Source organism: uncultured Acinetobacter sp. (assembly GCF_947626835.1).
GTDB lineage: Bacteria > Pseudomonadota > Gammaproteobacteria > Pseudomonadales > Moraxellaceae > Acinetobacter.
The window spans coordinates 1-22,585 of sequence record NZ_CANQTS010000029.1; the positions used below are offsets into that span (position 1 = coordinate 1).

26 protein-coding genes are annotated in these 22,585 nt (G+C 41.7%); 19 read left to right on the plus strand and 7 right to left on the minus strand.

Translation table 11 applies throughout. The features are described 5' to 3' along the window. The first annotated feature begins 233 nt into the window (after positions 1–233). The 7 genes from Q0Z55_RS10235 (at position 234) to hisC (ending at position 7,168) form a co-directional block, all read left to right on the plus strand. The gene (locus Q0Z55_RS10235) at positions 234–1,685 is read left to right on the plus strand and encodes an RNA polymerase factor sigma-54 (protein WP_297428006.1); all 1,452 of its coding nucleotides are present in this window, start codon (positions 234–236) and stop codon (positions 1,683–1,685) included. Between the two features lie 118 nt (positions 1,686–1,803). Continuing rightward, entirely contained in the window at positions 1,804–2,136 is a 333-nt protein-coding gene (gene raiA, locus Q0Z55_RS10240) for a ribosome-associated translation inhibitor RaiA (RefSeq protein WP_297428009.1), read from the plus strand. Positions 2,137–2,274: 138 nt separating this feature from the next. Continuing rightward, positions 2,275–2,526 carry a BolA family iron metabolism protein IbaG gene (gene ibaG / locus Q0Z55_RS10245; protein WP_297428012.1) on the plus strand — a complete coding sequence of 84 codons (252 nt, stop codon included), beginning with the start codon at positions 2,275–2,277 and terminating at the stop codon, positions 2,524–2,526. A 7-nt stretch (positions 2,527–2,533) separates the two neighbouring features. Beyond that, positions 2,534–3,793, plus strand: a complete 1,260-nt coding sequence (gene murA, locus Q0Z55_RS10250; RefSeq protein WP_297428015.1) for a UDP-N-acetylglucosamine 1-carboxyvinyltransferase — start codon at positions 2,534–2,536, stop codon at positions 3,791–3,793. Between the two features lie 5 nt (positions 3,794–3,798). After that, positions 3,799–4,500: an ATP phosphoribosyltransferase gene (gene hisG, locus Q0Z55_RS10255; RefSeq protein ID WP_297428018.1), complete on the plus strand. Its 702-nt coding sequence runs from the start codon at positions 3,799–3,801 to the stop codon at positions 4,498–4,500. 165 nt (positions 4,501–4,665) lie between these two features. Next, complete coding sequence (gene hisD, locus Q0Z55_RS10260) at positions 4,666–5,967, plus strand: histidinol dehydrogenase (protein WP_297428021.1); 1,302 nt, start codon at positions 4,666–4,668, stop codon at positions 5,965–5,967. Between the two features lie 109 nt (positions 5,968–6,076). Continuing rightward, positions 6,077–7,168, plus strand: coding sequence for a histidinol-phosphate transaminase (hisC, locus tag Q0Z55_RS10265; protein ID WP_297428024.1), 1,092 nt, complete (start codon positions 6,077–6,079; stop codon positions 7,166–7,168). Positions 7,169–7,230: 62 nt separating this feature from the next. Here hisC and pabB read toward each other — a convergent pair whose 3' ends face one another. Beyond that, positions 7,231–8,565 (minus strand): aminodeoxychorismate synthase component I, encoded by a 1,335-nt coding sequence (gene pabB / locus Q0Z55_RS10270; protein WP_297428025.1) that lies wholly within the window; start codon positions 8,563–8,565, stop codon positions 7,231–7,233. A 125-nt stretch (positions 8,566–8,690) separates the two neighbouring features. Beyond that, positions 8,691–9,239, minus strand: a complete 549-nt coding sequence (locus Q0Z55_RS10275) for an NUDIX hydrolase (RefSeq protein ID WP_297428028.1) — start codon at positions 9,237–9,239, stop codon at positions 8,691–8,693. Between the two features lie 141 nt (positions 9,240–9,380). Here Q0Z55_RS10275 and Q0Z55_RS10280 point away from each other — a divergent pair, with 141 nt between their 5' ends. The 6 genes from Q0Z55_RS10280 (at position 9,381) to fghA (ending at position 14,770) form a co-directional block, all read left to right on the plus strand. Beyond that, positions 9,381–9,983 carry a CoA pyrophosphatase gene (locus Q0Z55_RS10280; RefSeq protein ID WP_297428031.1) on the plus strand — a complete coding sequence of 201 codons (603 nt, stop codon included), beginning with the start codon at positions 9,381–9,383 and terminating at the stop codon, positions 9,981–9,983. 132 nt (positions 9,984–10,115) lie between these two features. Further along, complete coding sequence (tsaB, locus tag Q0Z55_RS10285) at positions 10,116–10,781, plus strand: tRNA (adenosine(37)-N6)-threonylcarbamoyltransferase complex dimerization subunit type 1 TsaB (RefSeq protein WP_297428034.1); 666 nt, start codon at positions 10,116–10,118, stop codon at positions 10,779–10,781. A gap of 14 nt (positions 10,782–10,795) precedes the next feature. Beyond that, positions 10,796–11,620, plus strand: coding sequence for an undecaprenyl-diphosphate phosphatase (locus Q0Z55_RS10290; protein ID WP_297428037.1), 825 nt, complete (start codon positions 10,796–10,798; stop codon positions 11,618–11,620). Next, positions 11,614–12,429, plus strand: coding sequence for a class I SAM-dependent methyltransferase (locus tag Q0Z55_RS10295; protein WP_297428042.1), 816 nt, complete (start codon positions 11,614–11,616; stop codon positions 12,427–12,429). The genes Q0Z55_RS10290 and Q0Z55_RS10295 overlap by 7 nt, the downstream gene beginning before the upstream one ends. A gap of 119 nt (positions 12,430–12,548) precedes the next feature. After that, entirely contained in the window at positions 12,549–13,922 is a 1,374-nt protein-coding gene (locus Q0Z55_RS10300) for a C13 family peptidase (protein ID WP_297428045.1), read from the plus strand. An 11-nt stretch (positions 13,923–13,933) separates the two neighbouring features. Then, positions 13,934–14,770: an S-formylglutathione hydrolase gene (fghA, locus tag Q0Z55_RS10305; RefSeq protein WP_297428048.1), complete on the plus strand. Its 837-nt coding sequence runs from the start codon at positions 13,934–13,936 to the stop codon at positions 14,768–14,770. Positions 14,771–14,781: 11 nt separating this feature from the next. Here fghA and Q0Z55_RS10310 read toward each other — a convergent pair whose 3' ends face one another. After that, positions 14,782–15,063, minus strand: coding sequence for a DUF2218 domain-containing protein (locus tag Q0Z55_RS10310; RefSeq protein ID WP_297428051.1), 282 nt, complete (start codon positions 15,061–15,063; stop codon positions 14,782–14,784). A 181-nt stretch (positions 15,064–15,244) separates the two neighbouring features. Here Q0Z55_RS10310 and rpe point away from each other — a divergent pair, with 181 nt between their 5' ends. The 4 genes from rpe (at position 15,245) to Q0Z55_RS10330 (ending at position 17,981) form a co-directional block, all read left to right on the plus strand. Continuing rightward, the gene (gene rpe / locus Q0Z55_RS10315; RefSeq protein ID WP_297428054.1) at positions 15,245–15,931 is read left to right on the plus strand and encodes a ribulose-phosphate 3-epimerase; all 687 of its coding nucleotides are present in this window, start codon (positions 15,245–15,247) and stop codon (positions 15,929–15,931) included. Between the two features lie 315 nt (positions 15,932–16,246). Further along, positions 16,247–16,561, plus strand: coding sequence for a quaternary ammonium compound efflux SMR transporter SugE (gene sugE / locus Q0Z55_RS10320; protein ID WP_297428057.1), 315 nt, complete (start codon positions 16,247–16,249; stop codon positions 16,559–16,561). A 282-nt stretch (positions 16,562–16,843) separates the two neighbouring features. Further along, positions 16,844–17,281, plus strand: coding sequence for a methylated-DNA--[protein]-cysteine S-methyltransferase (locus Q0Z55_RS10325; protein WP_297428092.1), 438 nt, complete (start codon positions 16,844–16,846; stop codon positions 17,279–17,281). A gap of 10 nt (positions 17,282–17,291) precedes the next feature. Next, positions 17,292–17,981 (plus strand): nuclease-related domain-containing protein, encoded by a 690-nt coding sequence (locus tag Q0Z55_RS10330; protein WP_297428059.1) that lies wholly within the window; start codon positions 17,292–17,294, stop codon positions 17,979–17,981. A gap of 15 nt (positions 17,982–17,996) precedes the next feature. On the opposite strand, the gene Q0Z55_RS10335 is transcribed toward Q0Z55_RS10330, so the two are convergent. Beyond that, positions 17,997–18,764 (minus strand): hydroxymethylpyrimidine/phosphomethylpyrimidine kinase, encoded by a 768-nt coding sequence (locus tag Q0Z55_RS10335; RefSeq protein ID WP_297428062.1) that lies wholly within the window; start codon positions 18,762–18,764, stop codon positions 17,997–17,999. 64 nt (positions 18,765–18,828) lie between these two features. Here Q0Z55_RS10335 and Q0Z55_RS10340 point away from each other — a divergent pair, with 64 nt between their 5' ends. Next, positions 18,829–19,473 carry an HAD-IA family hydrolase gene (locus Q0Z55_RS10340; protein ID WP_297428065.1) on the plus strand — a complete coding sequence of 215 codons (645 nt, stop codon included), beginning with the start codon at positions 18,829–18,831 and terminating at the stop codon, positions 19,471–19,473. On the opposite strand, the gene Q0Z55_RS10345 is transcribed toward Q0Z55_RS10340, so the two are convergent. Both Q0Z55_RS10345 and Q0Z55_RS10350 read right to left on the minus strand, forming a co-directional pair. Then, entirely contained in the window at positions 19,468–20,211 is a 744-nt protein-coding gene (locus Q0Z55_RS10345; RefSeq protein WP_297428068.1) for a sporulation protein, read from the minus strand. The two genes, Q0Z55_RS10340 and Q0Z55_RS10345, sit on opposite strands and share 6 nt — an antisense overlap. Before the next feature lie 8 nt (positions 20,212–20,219). Next, positions 20,220–20,684 (minus strand): Lrp/AsnC ligand binding domain-containing protein, encoded by a 465-nt coding sequence (locus Q0Z55_RS10350; protein WP_297428072.1) that lies wholly within the window; start codon positions 20,682–20,684, stop codon positions 20,220–20,222. A 137-nt stretch (positions 20,685–20,821) separates the two neighbouring features. Between Q0Z55_RS10350 and Q0Z55_RS10355 the strand changes: the two genes are divergently transcribed. Next, positions 20,822–22,078 (plus strand): D-amino acid dehydrogenase, encoded by a 1,257-nt coding sequence (locus tag Q0Z55_RS10355; RefSeq protein ID WP_297428075.1) that lies wholly within the window; start codon positions 20,822–20,824, stop codon positions 22,076–22,078. Positions 22,079–22,118: 40 nt separating this feature from the next. On the opposite strand, the gene Q0Z55_RS10360 is transcribed toward Q0Z55_RS10355, so the two are convergent. After that, complete coding sequence (locus tag Q0Z55_RS10360; protein WP_297428078.1) at positions 22,119–22,571, minus strand: CopD family protein; 453 nt, start codon at positions 22,569–22,571, stop codon at positions 22,119–22,121. Between the last annotated feature and the right edge of the window lie 14 nt (positions 22,572–22,585).

Genomic DNA, 22,585 nt, shown 5'->3' on the forward strand with positions numbered 1-22,585 from the left:
AGGGGGCCTTTTTTTATGCCTGAAATTTGTATGAAATCATTTTTTGCCTACCTTTCTATACTGATATTCATCAGAATTTTATATCTATTAGATTTTTAGTCTGCCTTTTTTAAATAAACATTAACATGGCTTGATAAAATCGTATGAAAAGTAAATTAATCGTGTTATAAAAAATAAAATAGGCATAAAAATTGCTTAATGAAGCTGCGAAAAAATAATGAGGATAAAAGGTTATGCGGTTATCAGTTGGATTAAAAGTTTCAAACTCGCTTTCTTTAACGCCACAATTGCAACAAGCCATTCGTTTATTGCAATTATCAAGTTTAGAGCTAGAGCAAGAAATTCAATTGCAACTTGAAAGTAACCCATTATTAGAGAAAATTGAAGAGCAAAATACATCAGAAAATCTAGTAAATGTAGAAAAAGAATCAGATAACAAAGACTTAACCAATGAGCTCAATGCTAACCATTTACCCGATGACTTGCCTGTAGATACAGATTGGGACGATGTTTATACCCATCAGCCAACCAGTCTAGGTGCAGCCGATTTTGAAGAACGTGAGGATAATCGGCAAGGGCATTTAGGCTTAAGTGAGCATATGCTTGAGCAAATTAACTTATTAAATTTTAGTCAAATAGATCAATTAATTGCCTATTGTTTGGTAGATTCATTAGATGAAAAAGGTTTTTTAGACGCAGAAATTGCAGAAATTACTGCTTCAGTACAACATCTTTTGCAGTCTATGGATTATGACGATGAGGTTGAAGATGATGAGGTGGTTGCCGTACTCAAACATTTACAACGTCTTGACCCTGTGGGGGTGGGCTCGCGCCATTTGGCTGAGTGTTTAAGCATTCAATTGGAGGTGTTGCCTATAAATACCCCATATCGTGGGCAAGCGCTAACTTTGCTACAACATTATGAATTATTAATTTGCAATGATTTATCTAAACTCACTAAGCAAACTGGTCTCAATCCACAGCAGTTGAAAGCTGCAATTGATTTGCTAAAAACCCTTAAACCGCATCCGGGTTTAGATTTTGAAAATAAAGAGTCAGATTATCAAATTCCAGATGTTGTGGTGGCCAAAAAAAATGAGATGTGGCAAGTGCAGCTGAATCCCGATATTGTGCCAAAACTCAAAGTGAATTCCTTTTACGCTAATATGATTCGTCGTGCAGATCAAAGTGACGATAACCAATATTTACGCAATCAAATGCTTGAGGCCAAGAACTTTATTAAGGGGATTGATGAGCGTCATAAAACCTTATTAAAGGTTGCCACGGCGATTGTTGAACATCAAAAAGCGTTTTTAGAAATTGGCGCTGAAGGTATGAAACCTTTGGTATTGCGTGATATTGCTGCAGAAGTTGAATTACATGAATCCACGGTTTCTCGTGTGACAACCAATAAATACATGCTAACCCCACGCGGTTTGTTTGAATTGAAATATTTCTTTTCAAGTCATGTGGGTACTGCATCAGGAGGGGAGGCATCTTCAACAGCAATTCGTGCCAAGATTAAAAAATTAGTCAGTGAAGAAAATAGTCGTAAACCCTTATCAGACAATGCCATAGCGACTTTATTGCAACAAGAAGGTATTGATGTGGCACGTAGAACAGTGGCCAAATACCGTGAATCGTTAAATATTCCGTCGTCTTCTGAAAGAAAAGTATTGATCTAAATTTTAAAGTGCGGTAATTGTAAAGGTACATTATGACAACATAATGACCCATAAGCGCAGACTTTAACTGATTTAGCGTCTGCAACGTACTTCATCCTAGATCAAGAGGGATAGAACTATGCAAATTACAATTCGTGGTCATCATTTGAGTATTACCCCTGCCATTGAAGACAATATCCGCGCTCAGTTTTTTCAATTGACTAAACATTTGGATCAGGTTAGTAGTATGCAAGTTAAGTTGAGTAAGGATCATCAGGTGGATAAACGCTCTAAAAAAGGCAGTAGTAATCATATTGCTGAAGCGATTATTCGTGTACCGGGGGCGGAGCTTTTTGCACAAGCTACAGCAGATGATATGTATAGTTCGATTAAAAAAATGACTGAAAAGCTTAAACGTCAGCTTGAAAAATACCGTGAATCTAAATTGGAATATCAAGTTGCTGTACCTTAAGGCTTAAAGGCTAAAAAAGAGGTTTTTTTAAACCTCTTTTTTTATAGTTATAATGTGTATGGTTAATGAATTATTTTAAGCATTTATAGTAGAATGACAGGTTTTTACACCCTTGATCCAATATAAGAGGTCTTTGCAATGAATAGTGATCAGCTCACAGATATTTTAAAAGCTGCTTTTCCTGAAGCTGAAGTTGCAGTAAGTGGGCAAGGCGGAAAATTTGACCTTCGTATTGTGGATGAGCAATTTGAAGGAAAACGCCCGGTTGCACGTCAACAAGCTGTTTATGCACCGCTAAACTCTTATATTGCCAGTGGTGAAGTGCATGCTGTGACCATTCGTGCAATGACCAAAGAAGAATGGCGTAAAGCTAGTCTTTTCGGAGCTTAATTCGTTAATGGATAAATTCTTAATTCAAGGTGGTACTAAGCTCGAAGGTGAAGTACGCATTTCAGGTGCAAAAAACGCAGCTTTACCTTTACTTGCTGCAACTATTTTAGCTGATACACCCATTACTCTGACCAATGTGCCTAATCTTAAAGATGTGAACACCTTGGTGCAACTTATTGCAGGTCTTGGTGTAGATATCACCTATGAGGGTGAAACTGTTAAAGCGGACACCTCAAGCCTCAATAACCAATTTGCGCCTTATGAGTTGGTACGTACCATGCGTGCCTCAATCTTGGTACTAGGACCTTTGCTGGCACGCTATGGCAGTGCCAAAGTATCATTGCCGGGTGGCTGTGCCATTGGTTCGCGTCCTGTCGATCAACATTTAAAAGCATTAGAAGCTTTAGGTGCCAAGATAGAAGTAGAAAACGGCTATGTATTGGCGGAAGTCGATGGTCGCTTAAAAGGTGGCGAAGTTGTCTTTGATATGGTCACTGTTGGCGGTACCGAAAACATTTTAACCGCTGCGGTTTTGGCTGATGGTGTCACCACCATCCGTAACGCGGCGCGTGAACCTGAAATTACCGATTTAGCGCAAATGCTGATTAAAATGGGCGCTAAAATTGAAGGTTTAGACACCGACACCTTAGTGGTGACAGGTGTTGAGAGCCTACATGGTTGTGAATATGCTGTTGTGGCTGATCGTATCGAAACCGGTTCATATTTAGCAGCAGCGGCCATGACTGGTGGTCGAGTTAAAACCACCCACACCGATCCAAGTTTATTAGAAGCAGTACTGGATAAATTTGAAGAAATGGGTGCAGAAGTCACCCGTGGTGATGATTGGATTGAACTGGATATGCAGGGCAAACGTCCCAAAGCGGTGAGCTTTCGTACTTTGCCTCATCCAGAATTTCCAACGGATATGCAAGCGCAACTGATGGCAGTGAACTCAATTGCGCGTGGCTTTGCAACGATTTCGGAAACCATTTTTGAAAACCGCTTTATGCATGTCCCTGAATTGTCACGTATGGGTGCCAATATTCAGGTTGAAGGCAATGATGCGGTCGTCACAGGGGTAGAACAACTTTCTGCTGCACCTGTGATGGCAACAGATCTACGTGCTTCATTTTCTTTGGTCTTAGCAGCATTAGCAGCAGACGGAGAAACATTGATTGACCGCATTTATCATATTGACCGTGGTTATGAACATGTTGAAGCAAAATTACAAGGCTTAGGTGCCAAAATTAAGCGAGTGAGCGAGTAAAGTTAATGAGCGATATGAGAAACGATGATCCAAACTTTGACGTAATGGGCAATTTTGATCATGGTTTGACTTTGGCCTTGAGTAAAGGTCGTATTTTAAAAGAAACCTTACCTTTGCTTGAAACAGCAGGGATTAATCTTTTAGAAGACCCAGATAAGTCGCGTAAATTAATTTTCCCGACCACGCATAAACAGGTTCGTATTTTAATTTTACGTGCATCTGATGTTCCAACTTACGTAGAAAATGGCGCAGCGGATTTAGGTGTGGCAGGTAAAGATGTCTTGATGGAGCATGGTGCGCAAAATGTCTATGAACCACTCGATTTAAAAATTGCCAACTGTAAGCTCATGACTGCAGGTAAGGTGGGCATGGAACGTCCAAAAGGTCGTTTAAAAATTGCCACCAAATATGTCAATTTAACCCGTCAATACTATGCAAGCTTAGGCGAGCAAGTGGATGTAATTAAACTTTACGGTTCAATGGAATTAGCGCCATTGGTCGGTTTAGGGGATTACATTGTGGACGTAGTAGATACGGGTAATACTTTACGTGCCAATGGTCTTGAGCCATTAGAGGAAATTTGCAAAGTTTCTTCGCGTTTAATTGTCAATAAAGCCAGTTTTAAACGTAAGCAAGACTTATTAAATCCAATTCTAGCGCAGCTTGAAAAAGCGGTTGCCGAGCGTGAAGCTGCAACAAACGCCTAAAGCATGTGTGTTAAAAAAACCGCCCTCAGAGGCGGTTTTTTTATAATTGAACAATTAGGTGTTATTTATCAATTTGAATGACCGCTATTTCCAATGAAACTACACAGATAGATACCCACAAAGTGCATGAAAACAGGTAAACTAAACTTTTCTTCTAGACATTTTGTGGGTAAATTGATGCGACGTTTATCGACTCAAGATCAAAACTTTAAACAAGTTTTTGCAGATTTGTTGGCTTTTGAGACTGTTAGCGATCCTGAATTATTAAAGACTGTAGATCAAATCATTGCTGATGTTCGTCAGTATGGCGACGCTCATGTTCTTAAGTTAACACAACAGTTCGATCGACATCCTGCGCATCAATTTTCAGATCTTGAACTGACCCAAGCACAACTTAAAGCAGCATTTGAGGGTTTAAGCACAGAAGTACGTGAAGCACTCGAACTTGCAGCCAATCGTATTTGTGAATTCCACCAAGCACAAAAACAAGACGGTTGGACCTATGTTGATGCTTTAGGTAATACTTTAGGTCAAAAAGTAACCCCGCTTGATCGTGTGGGGATTTATGTACCGGGTGGTTTAGCCTCTTATCCATCATCTGTGCTGATGAACGCTGTTCCTGCACATGTGGCAGGTGTACCTGAAATTATTATGGTAGTACCGGCACCCAATGGTGAGCTTAATCCTTTGGTGTTGGCAGCAGCGTATTTAGCGGGTGTGACGCGTGTATTTACCATTGGTGGCGCACAAGCAGTAGCGGCATTGGCTTATGGTACACAAACTGTTCCGTCTGTAGATAAAATTACAGGACCGGGTAACCGTTTTGTGGCTGCGGCTAAACGTGCGGTATTTGGTCAAGTCGGTATTGATATGATTGCCGGACCTTCTGAAATTTTAGTTTATGCAGAAGGTGAAAATAATCCCGAATGGTTAGCTATGGATCTTTTGTCGCAGGCTGAACATGACACAGTAGCACAAGCGGTATTTATTACCCCAGATGAGCAGCTTTTAAATGACGTTGCACAAGCCATTGAAACGCACTTAGCTGCATTGCCAAAAGCTGAGATTGCACGTACTTCGATTGCCAATCGTGGTGCATTGGTTTTGGTGAAAGATCGTCAAGAAGCGATTGAATTAATTAACCAAGTTGCGCCTGAACACTTAGAGCTATGTTTAGATGATGCCGAAGCGATGGCCGAAGACATTCGTCATGCCGGTGCGATCTTTATGGGGCGTTATACCCCTGAAGCAATTGGCGATTACTGCGCAGGCCCGAACCATGTGTTACCGACTTCAGGTACAGCACGTTTTTCATCGCCACTGGGTGTTTATGATTTCCAAAAGCGTTCAAGCTTAATTATGTGCTCAAAAGAGGGTGTAAAAACCTTAGCACGTACTGCTGATATTTTAGCGCAACAAGAAAATTTAGATGCCCATGCCCGTTCGGCACGTTACCGTTATCAATAAACATGTGGCAATGATTTGCCCTTAATTGTAGGGCAAATGCAGCTATCTTATTTATATACTGATGTTCGATGTCACGACGAGTGCATGAGCAAAAAGAGAATTATTTAGCATGTCAAACATTACGACAGAACAAATGCGTTTTTGGAGTCCTGCGGTACGTGAGCTTGAACCGTATGTACCGGGCGAACAACCAAAAATCCAAAATTTATTAAAATTAAATACCAATGAAAACCCGTATCCGCCATCACCAAAAGTGGTAGAGGCGGTACAACACGTTTTAGCCAATTCAGCGGATGCGTTACGTTTATATCCAGACCCTGATGCATCTGAGTTAAAAGCTGCCATTGCCAAGCAACAGAAGGTGCCTGTTGAGCAGGTTTTTGTCGGTAATGGTTCAGATGAAGTCTTAGCGCATATTTTTAAAGCATTTTTTGTGCAAGAGTTACCCCTGCTATATCCAGATATTACTTATAGTTTTTATCCTGTCTATAGCCAATTCTTTGGGGTAGACACCAAAGTTTTACCTTTAAATGATCAGTTTGAGATTGTGGTCGATGATTATAAACAGCCAAATGGCGGGATTATCATTACCAACCCCAATGCACCAACAAGTATTGATTTAGGCTTAGCCAAAATCGAAGAGATTTTACAAGCCAATCCAAACTCGGTGGTGGTGATTGATGAAGCCTATGTTGATTTTGGGGCTGAATCTGCGGTGAGTTTGGTTGCAAAATACGACAACCTTGTAGTGTGCCAAACCACTTCAAAATCGCGCTCATTGGCGGGTTTACGCGTAGGTTTTGCCATTGCCCAGCCACATTTAATTGCAGCTTTAGAAGCGGTTAAAAATAGCTTTAACTCATATCCGATAGATCGTTTTGCCATTGCAGCTGCGGTGGCATCTTTTGAAGATCAGGCGTACTTTGCAGCACAAAATGCCAAAGTGATTGCCAGTCGTGAGCATTTAGTTGAGCAACTGACGCAATTAGGCTTTAAGGTCTTGCCATCGAGTGCAAACTTTATTTTTGCAACGCTTCCTAGCCAAGATGCAGGCGAGTTAGCCAGCCAATTGCGTGAACGTGGCATTATTGTGCGTTATTTTAATAAGCCACGTATTAATCAGTACCTACGTATTACTGTGGGTACAGATGAGCAAAACCAACGTTTGGTCGATACCTTAAAAAATGAGATTTTGGCTTAAAGTTTCTGATTGAATGGGCTTAAACCTTAAAAAAAAGCGAACATCTTGTTCGCTTTTTTTATTTAATTGGCTTGATGCCATGTGTTGAGTAAATTCAACAAGGCTTCGACTTTATCAAAACATTCTTGATATTCGGCATCAACTTCTGAGGCAATGGTAATGCCACCGCCTGCCCACAATGACAACTGCTCTTGATACTTTTGAATAGAACGAATCAGGATATTCCAACTGCCTGTACCATCAAAATTAAAATACCCCATCGAACCGCAATAAGCGCCTCGTGGTTGTTGTTCTAATTCATCAATAATTTGCATGGCTCGAATTTTAGGTGCACCTGTAATTGAGCCACCCGGTAAAGCAGACATTAAAACATCAAAGGGTTTGACATCAGTTTTTAAAGTTGCAGTAATTTCACTGACCATATGATGGACTTGCTTAAAGCTTTCGATATTAAATAATTTTGGTGTTTTAACGCTGCCAACTTCCGCATAAACACTTAAATCATTCCGCAATAAATCCACAATCATGACATTTTCGGCACGATCTTTTTCAGAGTTAATCAATTGCTGTTTAGAGGCTTGATCCTGCTCAGGGTCTTGAAAACGTGGCATGGTGCCTTTAATGGGTTTAGTTACAATATTACGATTGGCATTAAACTCAATAAAAAGCTCCGGTGAGCAACTGAGCAATTCAAAATCACCACTTCTTAAATAACCTGCATAAGGCGCTTGGGTCAGCTGCCAAAATTTTTCTGCACTGGCAAGTAAGCGCCCTTGGGCTTGTCCTACAAATTCTTGCGTTAGGTTAATTTGGTAGCAATCACCTGCCACAATATAATCTTGCACTTGACTAAAGGCGTGGCTGTACTCAGCTTTGCTCCAACGTGCTTGGCAAGCTTGCGTTAAACAAAACTCAAGTTGAGGCTGTTGTTGTAGTAATTGTTGTAGATAATCAAACTGCGCTTGGGCATGGTGATTGCTACTGTTAAAATACCATCCATCGTGTTCTAAACTGATATAACTGTGACACATGGCTAAGAGTAAACTTGGTTGAGACTTGTGTTGAAGTTGAATCGCTTGTGCTGCGCCGTGATCATAACTGATAAACCCCATCACACCACCGGTAAAGCATTTTTGATCAGTGCTGATGGTTGTGCTTTGAATCAGGGCGCTAAAATCTTGTGCTGCGCTTTGACTATACTCATTTAAGCCCGTTGCTTGAAAATATTGCATGCCGTGTGGCTGTAACACACAGTACTGTTCAGGAAAACAACCAATTACTGCCTGACCTTGATTATATAAATAGATCAAAGGATCTAACAGATGCAGTCGATTAATTAACTCAGCAGGGCTTTGTAAGGCACAAAGTCGTTGGGAAAAAACAGCAGCGTGGCTCATAAATCTACATAGGCGACAAAGAGACGCCTAGTGTAGCGAAATTTATCAAGATGCAGTGTCATAAGCGTAACCAAACAGCGCATTTTTAGTGGCTTAAGCTGCCCTTGTTGGAGTTTTAAACAATCTTAACCGGTATGATCTAAACGTGAGCCTAAGGTTTCTAGGTGCATCTCAAATTGCTGTGTTTTGCGGTCAGTAAAATAATGACGTAAAGTGCGTTCTACGCTTGGGAAAGCCAATTGTTCCCATGGAATTTCATCTTCACTAAATAAACGTGATTCAATGGTTTCTTCGCCGGCACCAAATTTTCCATCCATTAATTGGGCTTTAAACAACACATAAATTTGACCAATTCGTGGAATATTGTACATGCAGTACAATTGCTCAATGGTCACTTCCGCTTCTGCTTCTTCACGTGTTTCGCGGGCTGCACCTTGCTCCATGGTTTCAAACAATTCCATGTAGCCGGCAGGTAACGTCCATAAGCCATAGCGTGGCTCAATGGCACGGCGACACAATAAGACTTTATCTTGATGAATCACTAAAGCGCCACAAATGACTTTGGGATTAACATAATGAATCGTGCCGCAACTGCTACACACCTGACGTACTTGGTGGTCGCCTAAAGGAATTTTTTCGACGGTTTTTTGTCCGCAGTTGCTACAAAAGTTCATATTCATCATCAAGGATAAAGTGATGCGTTCAGAATAGCGTAAAAAAAGCCCCTCTGCATCATCTGATCACGCTATCCTTTAGAATAAAAATTCAGCTATGATGCTGTTTAATCCCTTCAATTAGGACGTAGAGCCAACGACATGGATGATCGTGAACTGACGTTATTACTCCAACAACGCTTACGCTTTTCAAAACGGGTGCGCCAAGCGCAAGCGGCAGTTTTAATTGCCATTACGCAAGAAGCTGAGCCTAAAGTGCTGCTGACACGCCGTTCGGTGTATTTAAATAGTCATCCGGGAGAGGTTTCATTTCCGGGGGGCAAGCGCGACCCACAAGATACCAGTAATATTGTGGTAGCCTTACGTGAAGCACAAGAAGAAACCGGTTTAAATCCTTTTGATGTAGAACTCATTGGCGATTTACCCATGCAAAAAGCCCGTAATGGTATGTTGGTTAAACCTGTAGTAGGTTTTATTCCACCTAACTTAGCCCTTGTGCCACAACCGACCGAAATTGATCGTATTTTTTATGTTTCATTGCGCAAAATGTTAGAGGCGCAACCCATTCCGTATGAAGTGCGTTATCAACATCAATCTTTGTATTTTCCAAGTTTTCGTTTAGAAAATGAGATTATTTGGGGCTTAACAGCACGCATGTTGGTGTCTTTGTTTCAATATGGTTTGGACTATCGTAAAGAATGGCCATTTTTACTCAATTCACCGGCATTTAAAATTAAAAAATAAAACCGCTGCTCAGCATAAAACTGGAAAAAGCCAATGTTAAGCGTTGGGCTTTTTTGTAGCGCGTATCGCCAAGTTTTCAGCAGTGGAGTATCATAGCCGCCATTCTCATATATTTTAAAACAAAGGTTTGGCATGAAATTGCTGGCACTCGAAACTGCCAATCAGCAGTGTTCCGTCTGCATGGTGGATGACACCCAAGACGTATTTTTTGATTTAGACTCCCGCGCCAGAGCTCAAACGCAAACCATTTTGCCGATGATTGAGCAGGCGTTATTACAGGCTAACATTCCAGCAAGTGAGCTGACTGCAATTGCGTTTAGTCGTGGTCCGGGTTCATTTAGTGGCGTACGTATTAATGCTGCGGTGGCACAGGCTTTGGCATGGGCCAATGATTTACCTGTGGTGCCTGTATCTACTTTGCAAGCTTTAGCGCAAGCGGCTTATCGTTTAGCGGGTTTAACTGCGGTTACCGCCGTGATTGATGCCCGTATGAATGAAGTGTATATCGCCAGCTTTAAGCTAGATGAACACGGCATTATGCAAGCGGTAGATCAAGAGCAACTTCTCAGTTATGACCAAGCAAAAGCAGTTCAGCCATTTACTTTGGTGGGTTCGGGCAGTGTGTTAGTGGACGCAACAGCAACCGAACATCAAGGCATTGATGCTACAGCACAAGATATTGCCAGCATTGCGCGCCAAGCGGCATTGCAACAACAGTGGGTCAGTGCTGAATTGGCATTGCCTGTGTATCTTCGTGATGATGCGTGGAAAAAAATTCCTGAGCAAGGCAAAGCATAATTTAGGTAAATATTATGGATCTTTTACTGCTATTAAAAGCAGCCATTATGGGGATTGTGGAGGGGATTACTGAATTCCTGCCCATTTCGAGTACCGGTCATTTAATTTTAGCCGCCGAGCTCATGAACTTTTGGAGCAAAGAAAAAAGCGATGTGTTTGTGATTGCCATTCAAATGGGTGCAATTGCCGCGGTGATTTATGAATACTGGGCACGTCTTTGGGGTGCAGCCACCGGTATTGTTAGCGGTGAACCACAAGGACGCCGTTTAGGCATTGGTTTAATTTTAGCTTCGATTCCAATTATGTTGGTCGGCTTAACGTTTGGTCAAACCGTGAAAGCCTTGTTGTTTAATGACATTGCGATTGCCATTGGTTTGATTGTGGGTGGTCTGATTATTATTTGGATTGAAAAAAATCCACCCCAAGTGCGCGCCCAAGAAGTAGAAGACTTAAGCATCAAAGATGCCATTTGGATTGGATTAATTCAAGTATTGTCATTAATTCCAGGGACATCACGTTCAGGGGCTACTATTATTGGTGCCATGTTCTTGGGTGTATCACGTAAAGCCGCCACTGAATTTTCGTTCTTCTTAGGTATTCCAGTAATTGTAGGTGCAGGTTTATTAGATCTTTATCAAAGTTACCATGTATTTGACGGAGCAGCAGATTGGACCGTGATTGGTGTTGGTTTGCTGGTTTCTTTTGTTTCGGCATTGCTGCTCATTCGTGCGTTAGTGGCCTATGTGGCTAAACGTGATTTCGTGGTGTTTGCCTGGTATCGTATTGTATCAGGACTTGCGATCTTATTATTTGCATGGACAGGTTGGACCTTATGGTAAGCGCTGCTTTACGCTTATACACAGAACAGACCTGTGTCGATCAAGCACAGCATTATGCGGCTGTGCTTGGCACACGTGGCGTGAGTGTAGCGATAGACGTCATTGAAAAACTCGGACCACGTTTTTTGCGCTTAAATCCTGAGTTAGCCTTATGTGTTGATCAAGACGGTTTATGGTTGGCAGCCAATGGCATGAAAATGCAACCCGATTGGAAAGGCGAAACTGGTCGTCTAAAACGTGCTTCGTTAAAATCAGAAATGATTGCTCGAGCATGCAACGTGTCTGAAAAGCCACGCCTGATTGATGCCACCGCAGGCTTGGGGCATGACAGTTTACTGATGGCACATTTAGGCGCGCATGTTACTTTGGTAGAGCGTCACCCGATTTTATTCACTCTACTTGAAGATACCCAACAACGTGCTTTAGACGATAAAATCTTACATGCTGCAGCAGCAAGAATTAGCTTGGTATTTAGTGATTCAGCTGATTATTTAGCTCAGCAGGCAAATTTAGCGCAAGTGGTGGATGTGGTGTATTTGGATCCTATGTTTCCACAGCGTGACCAAAATCAAAATGCAGCCAAAAAACAAGCACAGGTAAAAAAACAGATGCAACTGTTGCATATGCTGTTACCTGAGGATGGTGAAATGGATTTGGGTGATCATTTGTTGCCATTGGCGCAAAAAATTGCCAAACGTGTGGTGGTGAAACGCCCACGTCTTGCGGTGTTTTTAGCAGGACAAAGTACCGAGCAACAATGGCTGGGCGATGCTTGTCGTTTTGATGCTTATTTTCAACATGAACTGTAGGTTTAATTGCTGCATTTTTAAACATTGTTGTGTTATATAGTAGTTTATAGCATTGATAAAACTGCCATTCGGCATACACTTCATCGCGCACCTTTGGCAGGCATTGCATAGATAATTCCATGATCGACTTTAAACCTTCCATTAATTTTTGGCACGATTTTAAAAGCAACCAAGTGGCCGGTATGTGGTTGTTTGTAGGATCACGCCGTGCCTTACAAATTGTGCGTCCCTCTATTGCCCAATTAATTATTTGGGGCATTTTAGGCGGCTGTGCCAATACCTTATTTGCATGGCTCAGTGCCGGCGAGGTGGGAGAATTTAACTCACAAGGCTTGGTCAGTTATGCGCTATGGCCATTTATTGCCTTAATGGTGGGAATTTTTCTCTCGCAACGCATTAATAACCCACGCTTAATGTTGGTGCCTGCCTTATTGTGGTTAGTGCTTGATACGCATGTGGCGCTATTGCAAAGCCTGATTCAGTATTTAGGCATGATGGATTGGCTGCCGTATCTATTTTATGACTATTTGCCTGCTTTATTTATGGTGCTGTTTGTTTGGCAAAGCTTGGCGGTGGTATGGGTCTTTGCCCGCGAGCTAAAATGGCCATGGTGGGAACGTGCTTTAATTATGGTTGCCACCTTATTCACCTTAGTGGTGTGGCAAATTTCTGCCAAAAGCCAACCGATTTGGAAAGTCGAGCAATTACCGCCAAGCATCAGTGAAGCCACGCTTTATGCACAACCTAAAGTGCTCAATCAAGCACTAGAAAGCATTCAATTTGGTGAATTTGCACAAAGCCATTGGTATTTTTTAGGGGTGGCAGGGGCAAGTTATCAAGAGGTGTTTAAATCGGAAGTTGAGCGTATTCGCGAACAGTTTGACACCCGTTTTGGTACGTTTGGTCGCTCTATGGTATTGATCAATCATCCAAGTACCCTCGAAACGCAGCCGATTGCCTCGAAAACCAGTATTGAATTGGCACTTAAACGTATTGGTCAGCAAATGAACCGTGACAGTGATGTGTTGTTTTTATATATGACCTCGCATGGCTTGCCACAGCAATTTGAACTGGAAAATGCACCAATTGATTTAGCTTATGTAGAACCGACATGGTTACGCGATACTTTAGATAAAGCCGGTATTCGTTGGCGGGTGATTGTGATCTCATCGTGTTTTTCAGGCAGTTTTGTATCAGCTTTACAAAATGAAAATACCTTGGTAATTACCGCATCAGCAGCAGATCGTGAATCATTTGGGTGTAGCAATGAAGCGGATTACACCTACTTTGGGCGCGCTTTGTTTGATGAAGCCATGCGCGAGCAACATGATTTTGAAAGTGCTTTTTTGCAAGCCAAAGAAACTGTGGCAAGATGGGAAACAGCGCAAGGCTTTGAGCCTTCTGAGCCACAATGGGTCATGGGCAAAAATATGCAACTGATGTTGCCACAACTTGAGCAACGTCTGTTTCCAGCAAAACAAGCTGCACCTTAAAAGGATAATTCATGCAACTTTTACAAAGCAATCAATGCTTCTTGGGCCAACAAAGAATTTATAGCTTTGCCTCAAAAAGCTTAAAAAAAGACAGCAAATTTGGAATTTTTTTACCACCACAAGCCTTAAATGGACAGGCGTGTCCGGCATTATTTTATTTGGCAGGTTTAACCTGTAATGAAGAAACCTTTGCCATTAAAGCGCATGCACAGCGCTTAGCAGCACAGTTGGGTTTAATTTTGGTGACCCCTGATACCTCGCCGCGTGGTGATGATGTGGCACAAGGTGATCATTGGGATTTAGGTCAAGGTGCAGGCTTTTATATTAATGCCACTCAAGCCCCTTGGGCTGAGCATTATCAAATGCAAAGTTTGATTGCAGATGAATTATATGCTTTGGTAGAAAGTGAATTTAACGTGGCATCAGGCAAGATCGGTATTTTCGGTCATTCGATGGGTGGACATGGTGCTTTGACTTTGGCGCTCAAGTTCCCTGAAAAATTTAAATCTGTCTCAGCCTTTGCCCCGATTTGTGCCCCGAGCCAATGTCCTTGGGGTGAAAAAGCTTTTTCTCATTATCTAGGTGAAGACCGTGAAGCGTGGTTAGCCCATGATGCAAGCGCTTTAATTTCACAAAAAGGGCCTTTATTTAGTGATATTTTAATTGATCAAGGTCTAAAAGATCAGTTTTATAGTCAGCTTAATCCAGCACAATTTCAAGCGGCTTGTGACAGCGTGGGTCAAAAGCTCACCCTGCGTGAGCATCAAGGCTATGATCATGGTTATTACTTTATCCAAAGTTTTATTGATGATCACTTGCAGTATCACGCCGTGCAATTACAATCTTAAAAAAGAGGCGCTTAGCCTCTTTTTTCATGCCAAGTGACGCTAAATTCAGTGTGTGCCATACGATTTAAATGATCAATTACTACTTTTTGAATATGGCTAAAATCTTCAACCTGACTTGCAATTTGCACCTCTAAACACGCAGCCTGTGGTGTAAGGGTAATGGTATAGTCAGGCATTAAAATCAGCATGTGTTGCTCATTGTATTGGACTTCAAATTTATGTTTCCAATGATTCAATAAACGTTTGGCAATACGGGCAGCTTCTGTGGTGCCAAGTTGGGTTGTGGTTTGCATACTTTGTGCTCATTAAGATAGCTTTACAGTTTAAGGATGACTTTAAGTACTGCCTAGTTGCCAATTGCAACGCTGCGTTATGTAAATGTAGTCCATCAGATCGAATCAGCCAACAACGCATTTTGGCGAGAATTTGTTATAATCGAGCTTGTTTTTAATATTGACACAGCCAGGTACTCCAATGTCCAAGCCATATTTAATTGCACCATCTATTTTGTCTGCTGATTTTGCCCGTTTGGGTGAAGAGGTTGAAAATGTATTGGCGGCAGGTGCCGATGTGGTCCATTTTGATGTGATGGACAACCATTATGTACCTAACCTCACATTTGGTGCAGGCGTATGTAAAGCGCTTAAAAAATACGGTATTCAAGCACCCATTGATGTACATTTAATGGTCAAGCCTGTAGATCGTATGATTGGTGATTTCTTAGAGGCCGGTGCAGATATTATTACCTTCCACCCAGAAGCATCAGATCATATTGATCGCTCTTTACAGTTAATTCAATCAGGTGGCGCTAAAGCAGGTTTAGTGTTTAACCCAGCCACGCCATTACATTATCTTGACTATGTATTGGATAAAGTGGATCAAGTGTTATTGATGAGTGTGAACCCAGGCTTTGGTGGTCAAAAATTCATTCCAATGACATTGGAAAAATTACGTCAAGCACGCAAGATGATTGATGCATCAGGGCGTGATATTCGTTTAGAGGTAGACGGTGGTGTTACTCCTGCCAATATTCGTGAAATTGCAGAAGCGGGTGCGGATATGTTTGTTGCAGGTTCGGCAATTTTTGGTCAACCTGATTATCAAGCGGTGATTGAAAAAATGCGTGCTGAGTTGGCTTTAGTGGGCAGCCAACAGGTTTAAAGGCTGGTCTAAATCAAGAGCGCTTTGGCGCTCTTTTTTTGGCATTGGATGCTTTATTGTAGGGCACTTTTTAAGTAAAATTGAGCCTATTAAGCTAATCCCTTAACAACGAAGTTCGTATCAAGCTAAAATTGGGCCTAATCTGAAGTTTATGCTACGTTTTGGATAGGCTTGATCTAAATTGCCCTGTATTGGTGCGCTTGGCTGCTAAATATCAGATTTGAGTAAGGAGGAACGACCTCCCTTGTTTAAACATAAAATTTAAACAAGAAAAATCGTCAGGACGGCCTGACTCTATTAAAGGAGGAGGGCAATATGGCCTGGGTGATTCTTATTTTGGCGGGTATTTTTGAAGTGGTATGGGCCTACAGTATGAAACTGTCAGACGGCTTTACCAAACTGACCCCCAGTCTAGTGACGATGGTGTTTATGTTATTAAGTTTTGGCTTATTGGCATATTCCATGAAAACTTTACCACTTGGCACAGCTTATACCATTTGGACCGGCATTGGTGCGGTGGGGGCTTTTGTATTAGGGATTTTGGTTTTAGGTGAGCCTGTGACCCCCATGCGTTTTTTAGCTGCGGTGCTCATTGTGTCTGGCTTATTACTGATGAAATTATCCTCTTAAAATTTTAAAATCGTGTGATGTAGACATTGCACGATTTTTTTTATTTAAAAAATTGCTGTCGATGTATATAGCAATTTATTTATGTCATCAAATGATCTTCTGATTTAAGTGCGCTCACTGTACTGAGTTGATGGATTAAAAAATAAATTTTAGGTACAGGGTGCGATTAATCTGGCCACACGCCAAGCTGCACATTGCATCGCTTTTAAGCTATATTGATAAAAATATCAGCAGCTTTGTGTTATGTACGTTTCTTGTGATTATGCTTCGCCGATTTGAGTACTGTGTTTAGTGGCACAGGAAAATGCTTTGGTTGCACTGCTACTAAAAAATGATGCTCGCTTAGCGCATTTTGACGCAAGTAAGGTGGCCAAGCATGCAATTTTACAGCAAGCCCAACAACAGTTAGACGAGTACTTTCAAGGACTACGCCAGAATTTTACAGTACCTTTAGCACCTCAAGGCACGCCATTTCAACAAAAGTGTTGGCAGGCTTTAACACATATTCCTTATGGGCATATCCGAAGCTATCAACAACAAGCACAGATCATTCAGCAGCCTAAAGCATGCCGTGCAGTGGGTAGTGCCAATGCTAAAAATCCAATTTTAATTATGATTCCTTGTCATCGTGTGATTGGGGCAAGTGGTCAGTTGGTTGGATTTTCAAGTGGAATCAACAATAAGAAATTTTTACTCGCTTTAGAACACGTTTCAATATAAGGATTTTGATATGTCATTTTCTGCTCTTATTCTTGGTCTGATTGTTATACTGTTTTTATTCTTATTGTGGAAGAAAAACACCCACAAAAAAACACCTGCGCATGATGCACCGAGTCGCGCTCAAGAAAAAGGGCAGAAAGGTGAGCAATTGGTCATCGAACAATATCAGCAACACTTTGGTGATGAGTATCTTTTATTAAATAATTGTACTTTTATAGATCAAGCCAATGGTTCAACTCAGGTGGATCATATTCTCATCAGTCCATATGGCATTTTTGTTATAGAAACCAAACATTATGCAGGTCTGATTTTTGGCAGTAAAGACAGTAAAGTCTGGACGCAATGCTTACCTAATTCTAAACAAACCTTTCAAAATCCAATTTTCCAAAATAAAAAGCATATCAGTGTGCTTGGGGATTTATTAAAAGGACATATTGCGCCATACGCGTTGCATTCAGTGATTGTTTTTAATGGTAAAAGCCAATTTAAGTATGAGATGCCAGCGCACGTTGTGTCAGGCGGGCAGTGGATGCATTATGTTAAAACTTTTCGTACCCAAATTATGGCTTTAGACGAAGTAGCTGCTATTTATGCCCATTTACAAAAGAGCGCATTACCCCAAAACCAAGCAACTGATCAATTGCATATCGAAAATTTAAAACGTAAATATGCTGAACAACATCAACAAAAAAGCCCGTAATTGACGGGCTTTTATTTAAAAACGTTTGGGAATACGTTGACCGCCTATCACGGGAATTTCGGCGTGTTGCAGGACCTCAAACAACCACTGTTCAGCCTGTTGTACTGCATCTTGTAGTGTTTCATCTTGGGCTAAGCGACCTGCAATAAAACTCGCAAGCGAGCAACCTGAGCCATGATATTCACCTTCTAAACGTGGGCAGCGGCTTTGTGCCACTTGTTGGCCGGCAATGTATAAGGTGTTTTGAATGTAATCGGGGGTATCTTCATGCCCACCTTTGACCAATACAGCATGCGCACCCATTGCAAATAGCTTTTGGGTTGCTTGTTCTAAATCTTCTTCACCGGTTAAAGCACGTAGTTCTACCGTATTGGGAGTAATAATGCTGGCTAGTGGAATTAACTCAACAAATGCCTTAACTAAGGTTGCTTGATTACCAAGTGAACCACCGCTATTGGCCACTAATACCGGATCGAGCACATAACTATATTCAGGATGAGCACGCAGAAAATCTGCCAAAGCTGCAATATTATCCGTAGTGCCAAGCATCCCTGACTTTACACAACGAATGGGTAAGTCTTGCACCACAGCATTGGCTTGTGCCAACAGTAATTCTTTGCTGGTGGCTTCAAAACCAAACACTTGTTGGGAGTTTTGCACAGTGAGCGCAGTACAGGCAATTGCCGCATGCGCACCGCTTGCACCAATCGCTTCAATATCAGCCTGTAAACCTGCCCCACCTGAAGGGTCAAGACCAGAAAAACAAAGTACAGTCGCGCGCACGGGGCAGTCCTTTCAATTTAAAATTGCGCTAGTATAGGCAACTTTGTGATGTTCGGGGCGTGTAGTGCTTAAAAATATTTTGCTCGATTTAGATGGAACTTTAACGGATCCAAAAGTAGGAATTACCACCTCGGCACGTTATGGCTTGGCCAAAGTGGGTCATCCTATTGCCGAAAGCGAAAATTTAGATTGGATTATTGGACCGCCTTTAAAGGCATCTTTGGCTAAAATTTTAAATGTTGCAGCAGATGATGATTTGGCTGAACAAGCCTTATTGGGCTATCGGGAGCGTTTTTCGGTTACAGGTTTATTTGAAAACCAAGTCTATCCTGATGTCGCACAAACTTTAGCACGCTTAACACAAGGCGGTTTTACTTTATTTGTCGCCACTGCTAAACCGACCATTTACGCCAAGCAAATTTTAGCGCACTTTAAATTAAGCCCTTATTTTAAAGAAATTTATGGCAGTGAGTTAACTGGCGAGCGTACCAATAAGGGCGACTTAATTGAATATATTTTAGCTGAGCAGCAGTTAAACCCTAAAGAATGCTTAATGGTGGGCGATCGTGAATACGATATTTTAGGTGCACGTCGTCATGGCATAGAAACCATTGCAGTTGAATACGGATATGGCTCAGAGGCAGAAATTAGCGCCGCCAATCCAAAAGCCCGTATTCAACATTTTAAACAACTGCTTGAATGCTTATAAGCCTAAAAGTTGTTTTAAATGCCCCGTTAAGCTTGCGATATCAATGGCTGTATGTGGCAAGCTTAAGGTTTGGTAATGATCACCACGCATTTTACGATCAACTTCAAACAAGACATGGGTCTGTTGAGCCGTAGTGACAAAAGACACTTCAAGTTCGTTTAAATTGCTCAGCCATGCATTGGGACGAAATTCTAATTCTTGATAACAACCAATGGTAGATTGAAAATGTCCACCACGTAATTGACCGCGTTCAACATCGGCTGAATATAAACTTAAACCACATTGCTCAAGCGCCGTGATCAAAGCTTGCATAGGCGGGCTTGGATAAATTGCCAAGGCATCATCATCGTGGGCATCAATCGCCCAATCAATATCTAAATGGGTATGTAGCCATACTTGGGTGTGATTGTAATGACAATTGAGCTGAGTGATGGGCGTTTCAAACGGTAGCATTAAATTAAACGGACATTGATGCGTTTGCTCGGCAAGCAAATCAAAGGCACCACTCATGGGCCAACGGGCAATACATTGCGCCTGACGTGATTCATGCTCGCCACTTTCCACCTCTACCATGGTCATCAGCTCAAGGGAAATGGCATTAATACGCTTGCTACTACTTGCGCCTTTAAAATGAATTGCACCTTGTAGGGCTTGACCCACTTGCAAATGCGGGGTAGTTAAAATGGTATCGACTTGTACGCCTTGTAAGCCAAAGCTAGATAAAACTTGCTTAAACATATCAATCCTTAATTGAGCTCTAAATATAGACTTTCTTTGACTTCTTCCATGACCACGTAACTATGTGATGAAGCTGAAGCAGGTAATTGTTTAAGCAAATCGCCAAGCAAACGACGATAAGCACTCATTTCTTTTAAACGTGCTTTAACTAAATAATCAAACTCACCAGAAATCAAATGACATTCTAATACTTCGGGTAGGGCACTTAAGTTTTCTGCCACTTGTTCAAAGACTTCACCTGATTTAGCCGAGAGTTTAATTTCTACAAACACCAACAAATTACGGTCGACTTTTTTGGGATCAATTCGCGCATGGTAGCCCAAAATTACCCCTTCACGCTCAAGGCGTTTCACCCGTTCTGAACAGGGCGTAGTCGACAAATGCACGCGTGCTGCCAACTCACTCATCGAGATACGACCTTCTTTTTGCAAAATATCTAGGATTTGATAGTCGATCCGATCTAAAGGGCGCATTTCTTTTTTCCTGTTTTAGCTGTATCTAGCAGACGAAATTGTCCTTTTCACTCTCTTTTAGCACAAAAAATAGTGAATTTCACTATGCGATCGTTCATATACTAGACAAATCAACTAGAATAACGTGAGTAGGCATCATGCGAGTGCTGGTATTAGGAAGTGGTGTGATTGGTGTGGCAAGTGCCTACTACCTTGCAGCCCAAGGTGCACAGGTGACGGTGTTAGATCGCCAAAGCGGTCCGGCAGAAGAAACCAGTTTTGCCAATGCAGGTCAAATCTCGCCTGGCTATTCAACGCCGTGGGCAGCACCGGGTATTCCGTTTAAAGCAGTAAAATGGATGTTTCAGCATCATGCACCTTTAGCCATTAATTTAGATGGCAGTTTGTGGCAACTGAACTGGATGGCACAGATGCTTAAAAACTGTAATCCTGCCAGTTATAGTATTAACAAAGAGCGTATGACTCGTGTGGCTGAATATAGCCGTGATTGCTTACGTCAACTGCGCCAAGATACTGGTATTCACTATGAATACCGCTCTAAAGGCACGCTGCAAGTGTTTAGAAGTGAAGCGCAACTCGACATGGTGCAACGTGATATTGCGGTATTACAAGCGTGTGGCGTTTCACATCAGTTACTTGTAGGTGCCGAGCAACTTGCCCAAGTCGAGCCGGCTTTGGCATATGCCCAAGACAAATTAGTGGGTGGCTTACATTTACCCAATGATGAAACGGGTGATTGTTACTTGTTTACCAACGCTTTAGCTGGCGTGGCTCAAGAGATGGGCGTAGAATTTAAATTTAACCAGAATGTAGAACGCTTAATTACACAAGGGGATGAAATTAAAGGCGTAGTGGTCAATGGTGAGGTGCTCACTGCAGACAAATATGTGTTGGCATTTGGAAGTTATTCGCGTGATTTCTTAAAGCCATTGCAATTAGATTTACCAGTCTATCCAGTGAAGGGTTATTCTTTAACTGTCCCTATTATGGATGAAAAATTTGCGCCACAGTCTACTGTGTTAGATGAAACTTATAAAATTGCCATGACCCGTTTTGATCGACGTATTCGAGTCGGTGGTATGGCAGAATTAAGCGGTTTTAACCGTGAGTTAAATACCGATCGTCGTGCCACTTTAGAGATGGTCACCCAAGAGCTATTCCCTGGTGGAGATTTAAGCCAAGCACAATTTTGGACAGGTTTACGCCCAATGACACCAGATAGTACCCCAATTATTGGTGCAACACGTTTTAGTAACTTATTTTTAAATACCGGACATGGTACTTTAGGTTGGACCATGGCCTGTGGTTCAGGCAAATTAATCAGTGATTTAGTCATGAATCATCAGCCGGACATCAGTACCGAAGGGCTGTCGATTCAGCGTTATGCCGCTTAAAATAAAAAATCCCCGAATGTTCGGGGATTTTTTTGGGTGTTTAAAAGGTGGGTTTAACCACCACTAAAATCACCACAGCAAATAAAATAAAGGTGGGTAATTCATTAAAAAAACGCCAAAATTTATGCGATTTATAATGTGCGTTATCCATGAGTTTTTTACGGTAATAACCGCATACCAAATGATAAATCACCAATAAGCCCACCAAGCCGACTTTAAGGTAAAACCAAATTGCTTCATGGTAGTGACGGGTGGCATCGCCCCAATCAACTAAAAAGTGCGCCGTGATTAATGTGGCCAGCATGGCCGGCCACATAATGCCACGGTACAATTTACGTTCCATGATTTGAAAACGCTGATGACTGAGTTGATCTTCACTCATCGCGTGGTACACAAACAGCCGTGGCAGATAAAACAAGGCTGCAAACCAACACACCACGGCAATAATATGTAACGCTTTTACCCAAAGGAAAGCATCAGAAGGAGCATCCATTAAATCACCCTAAG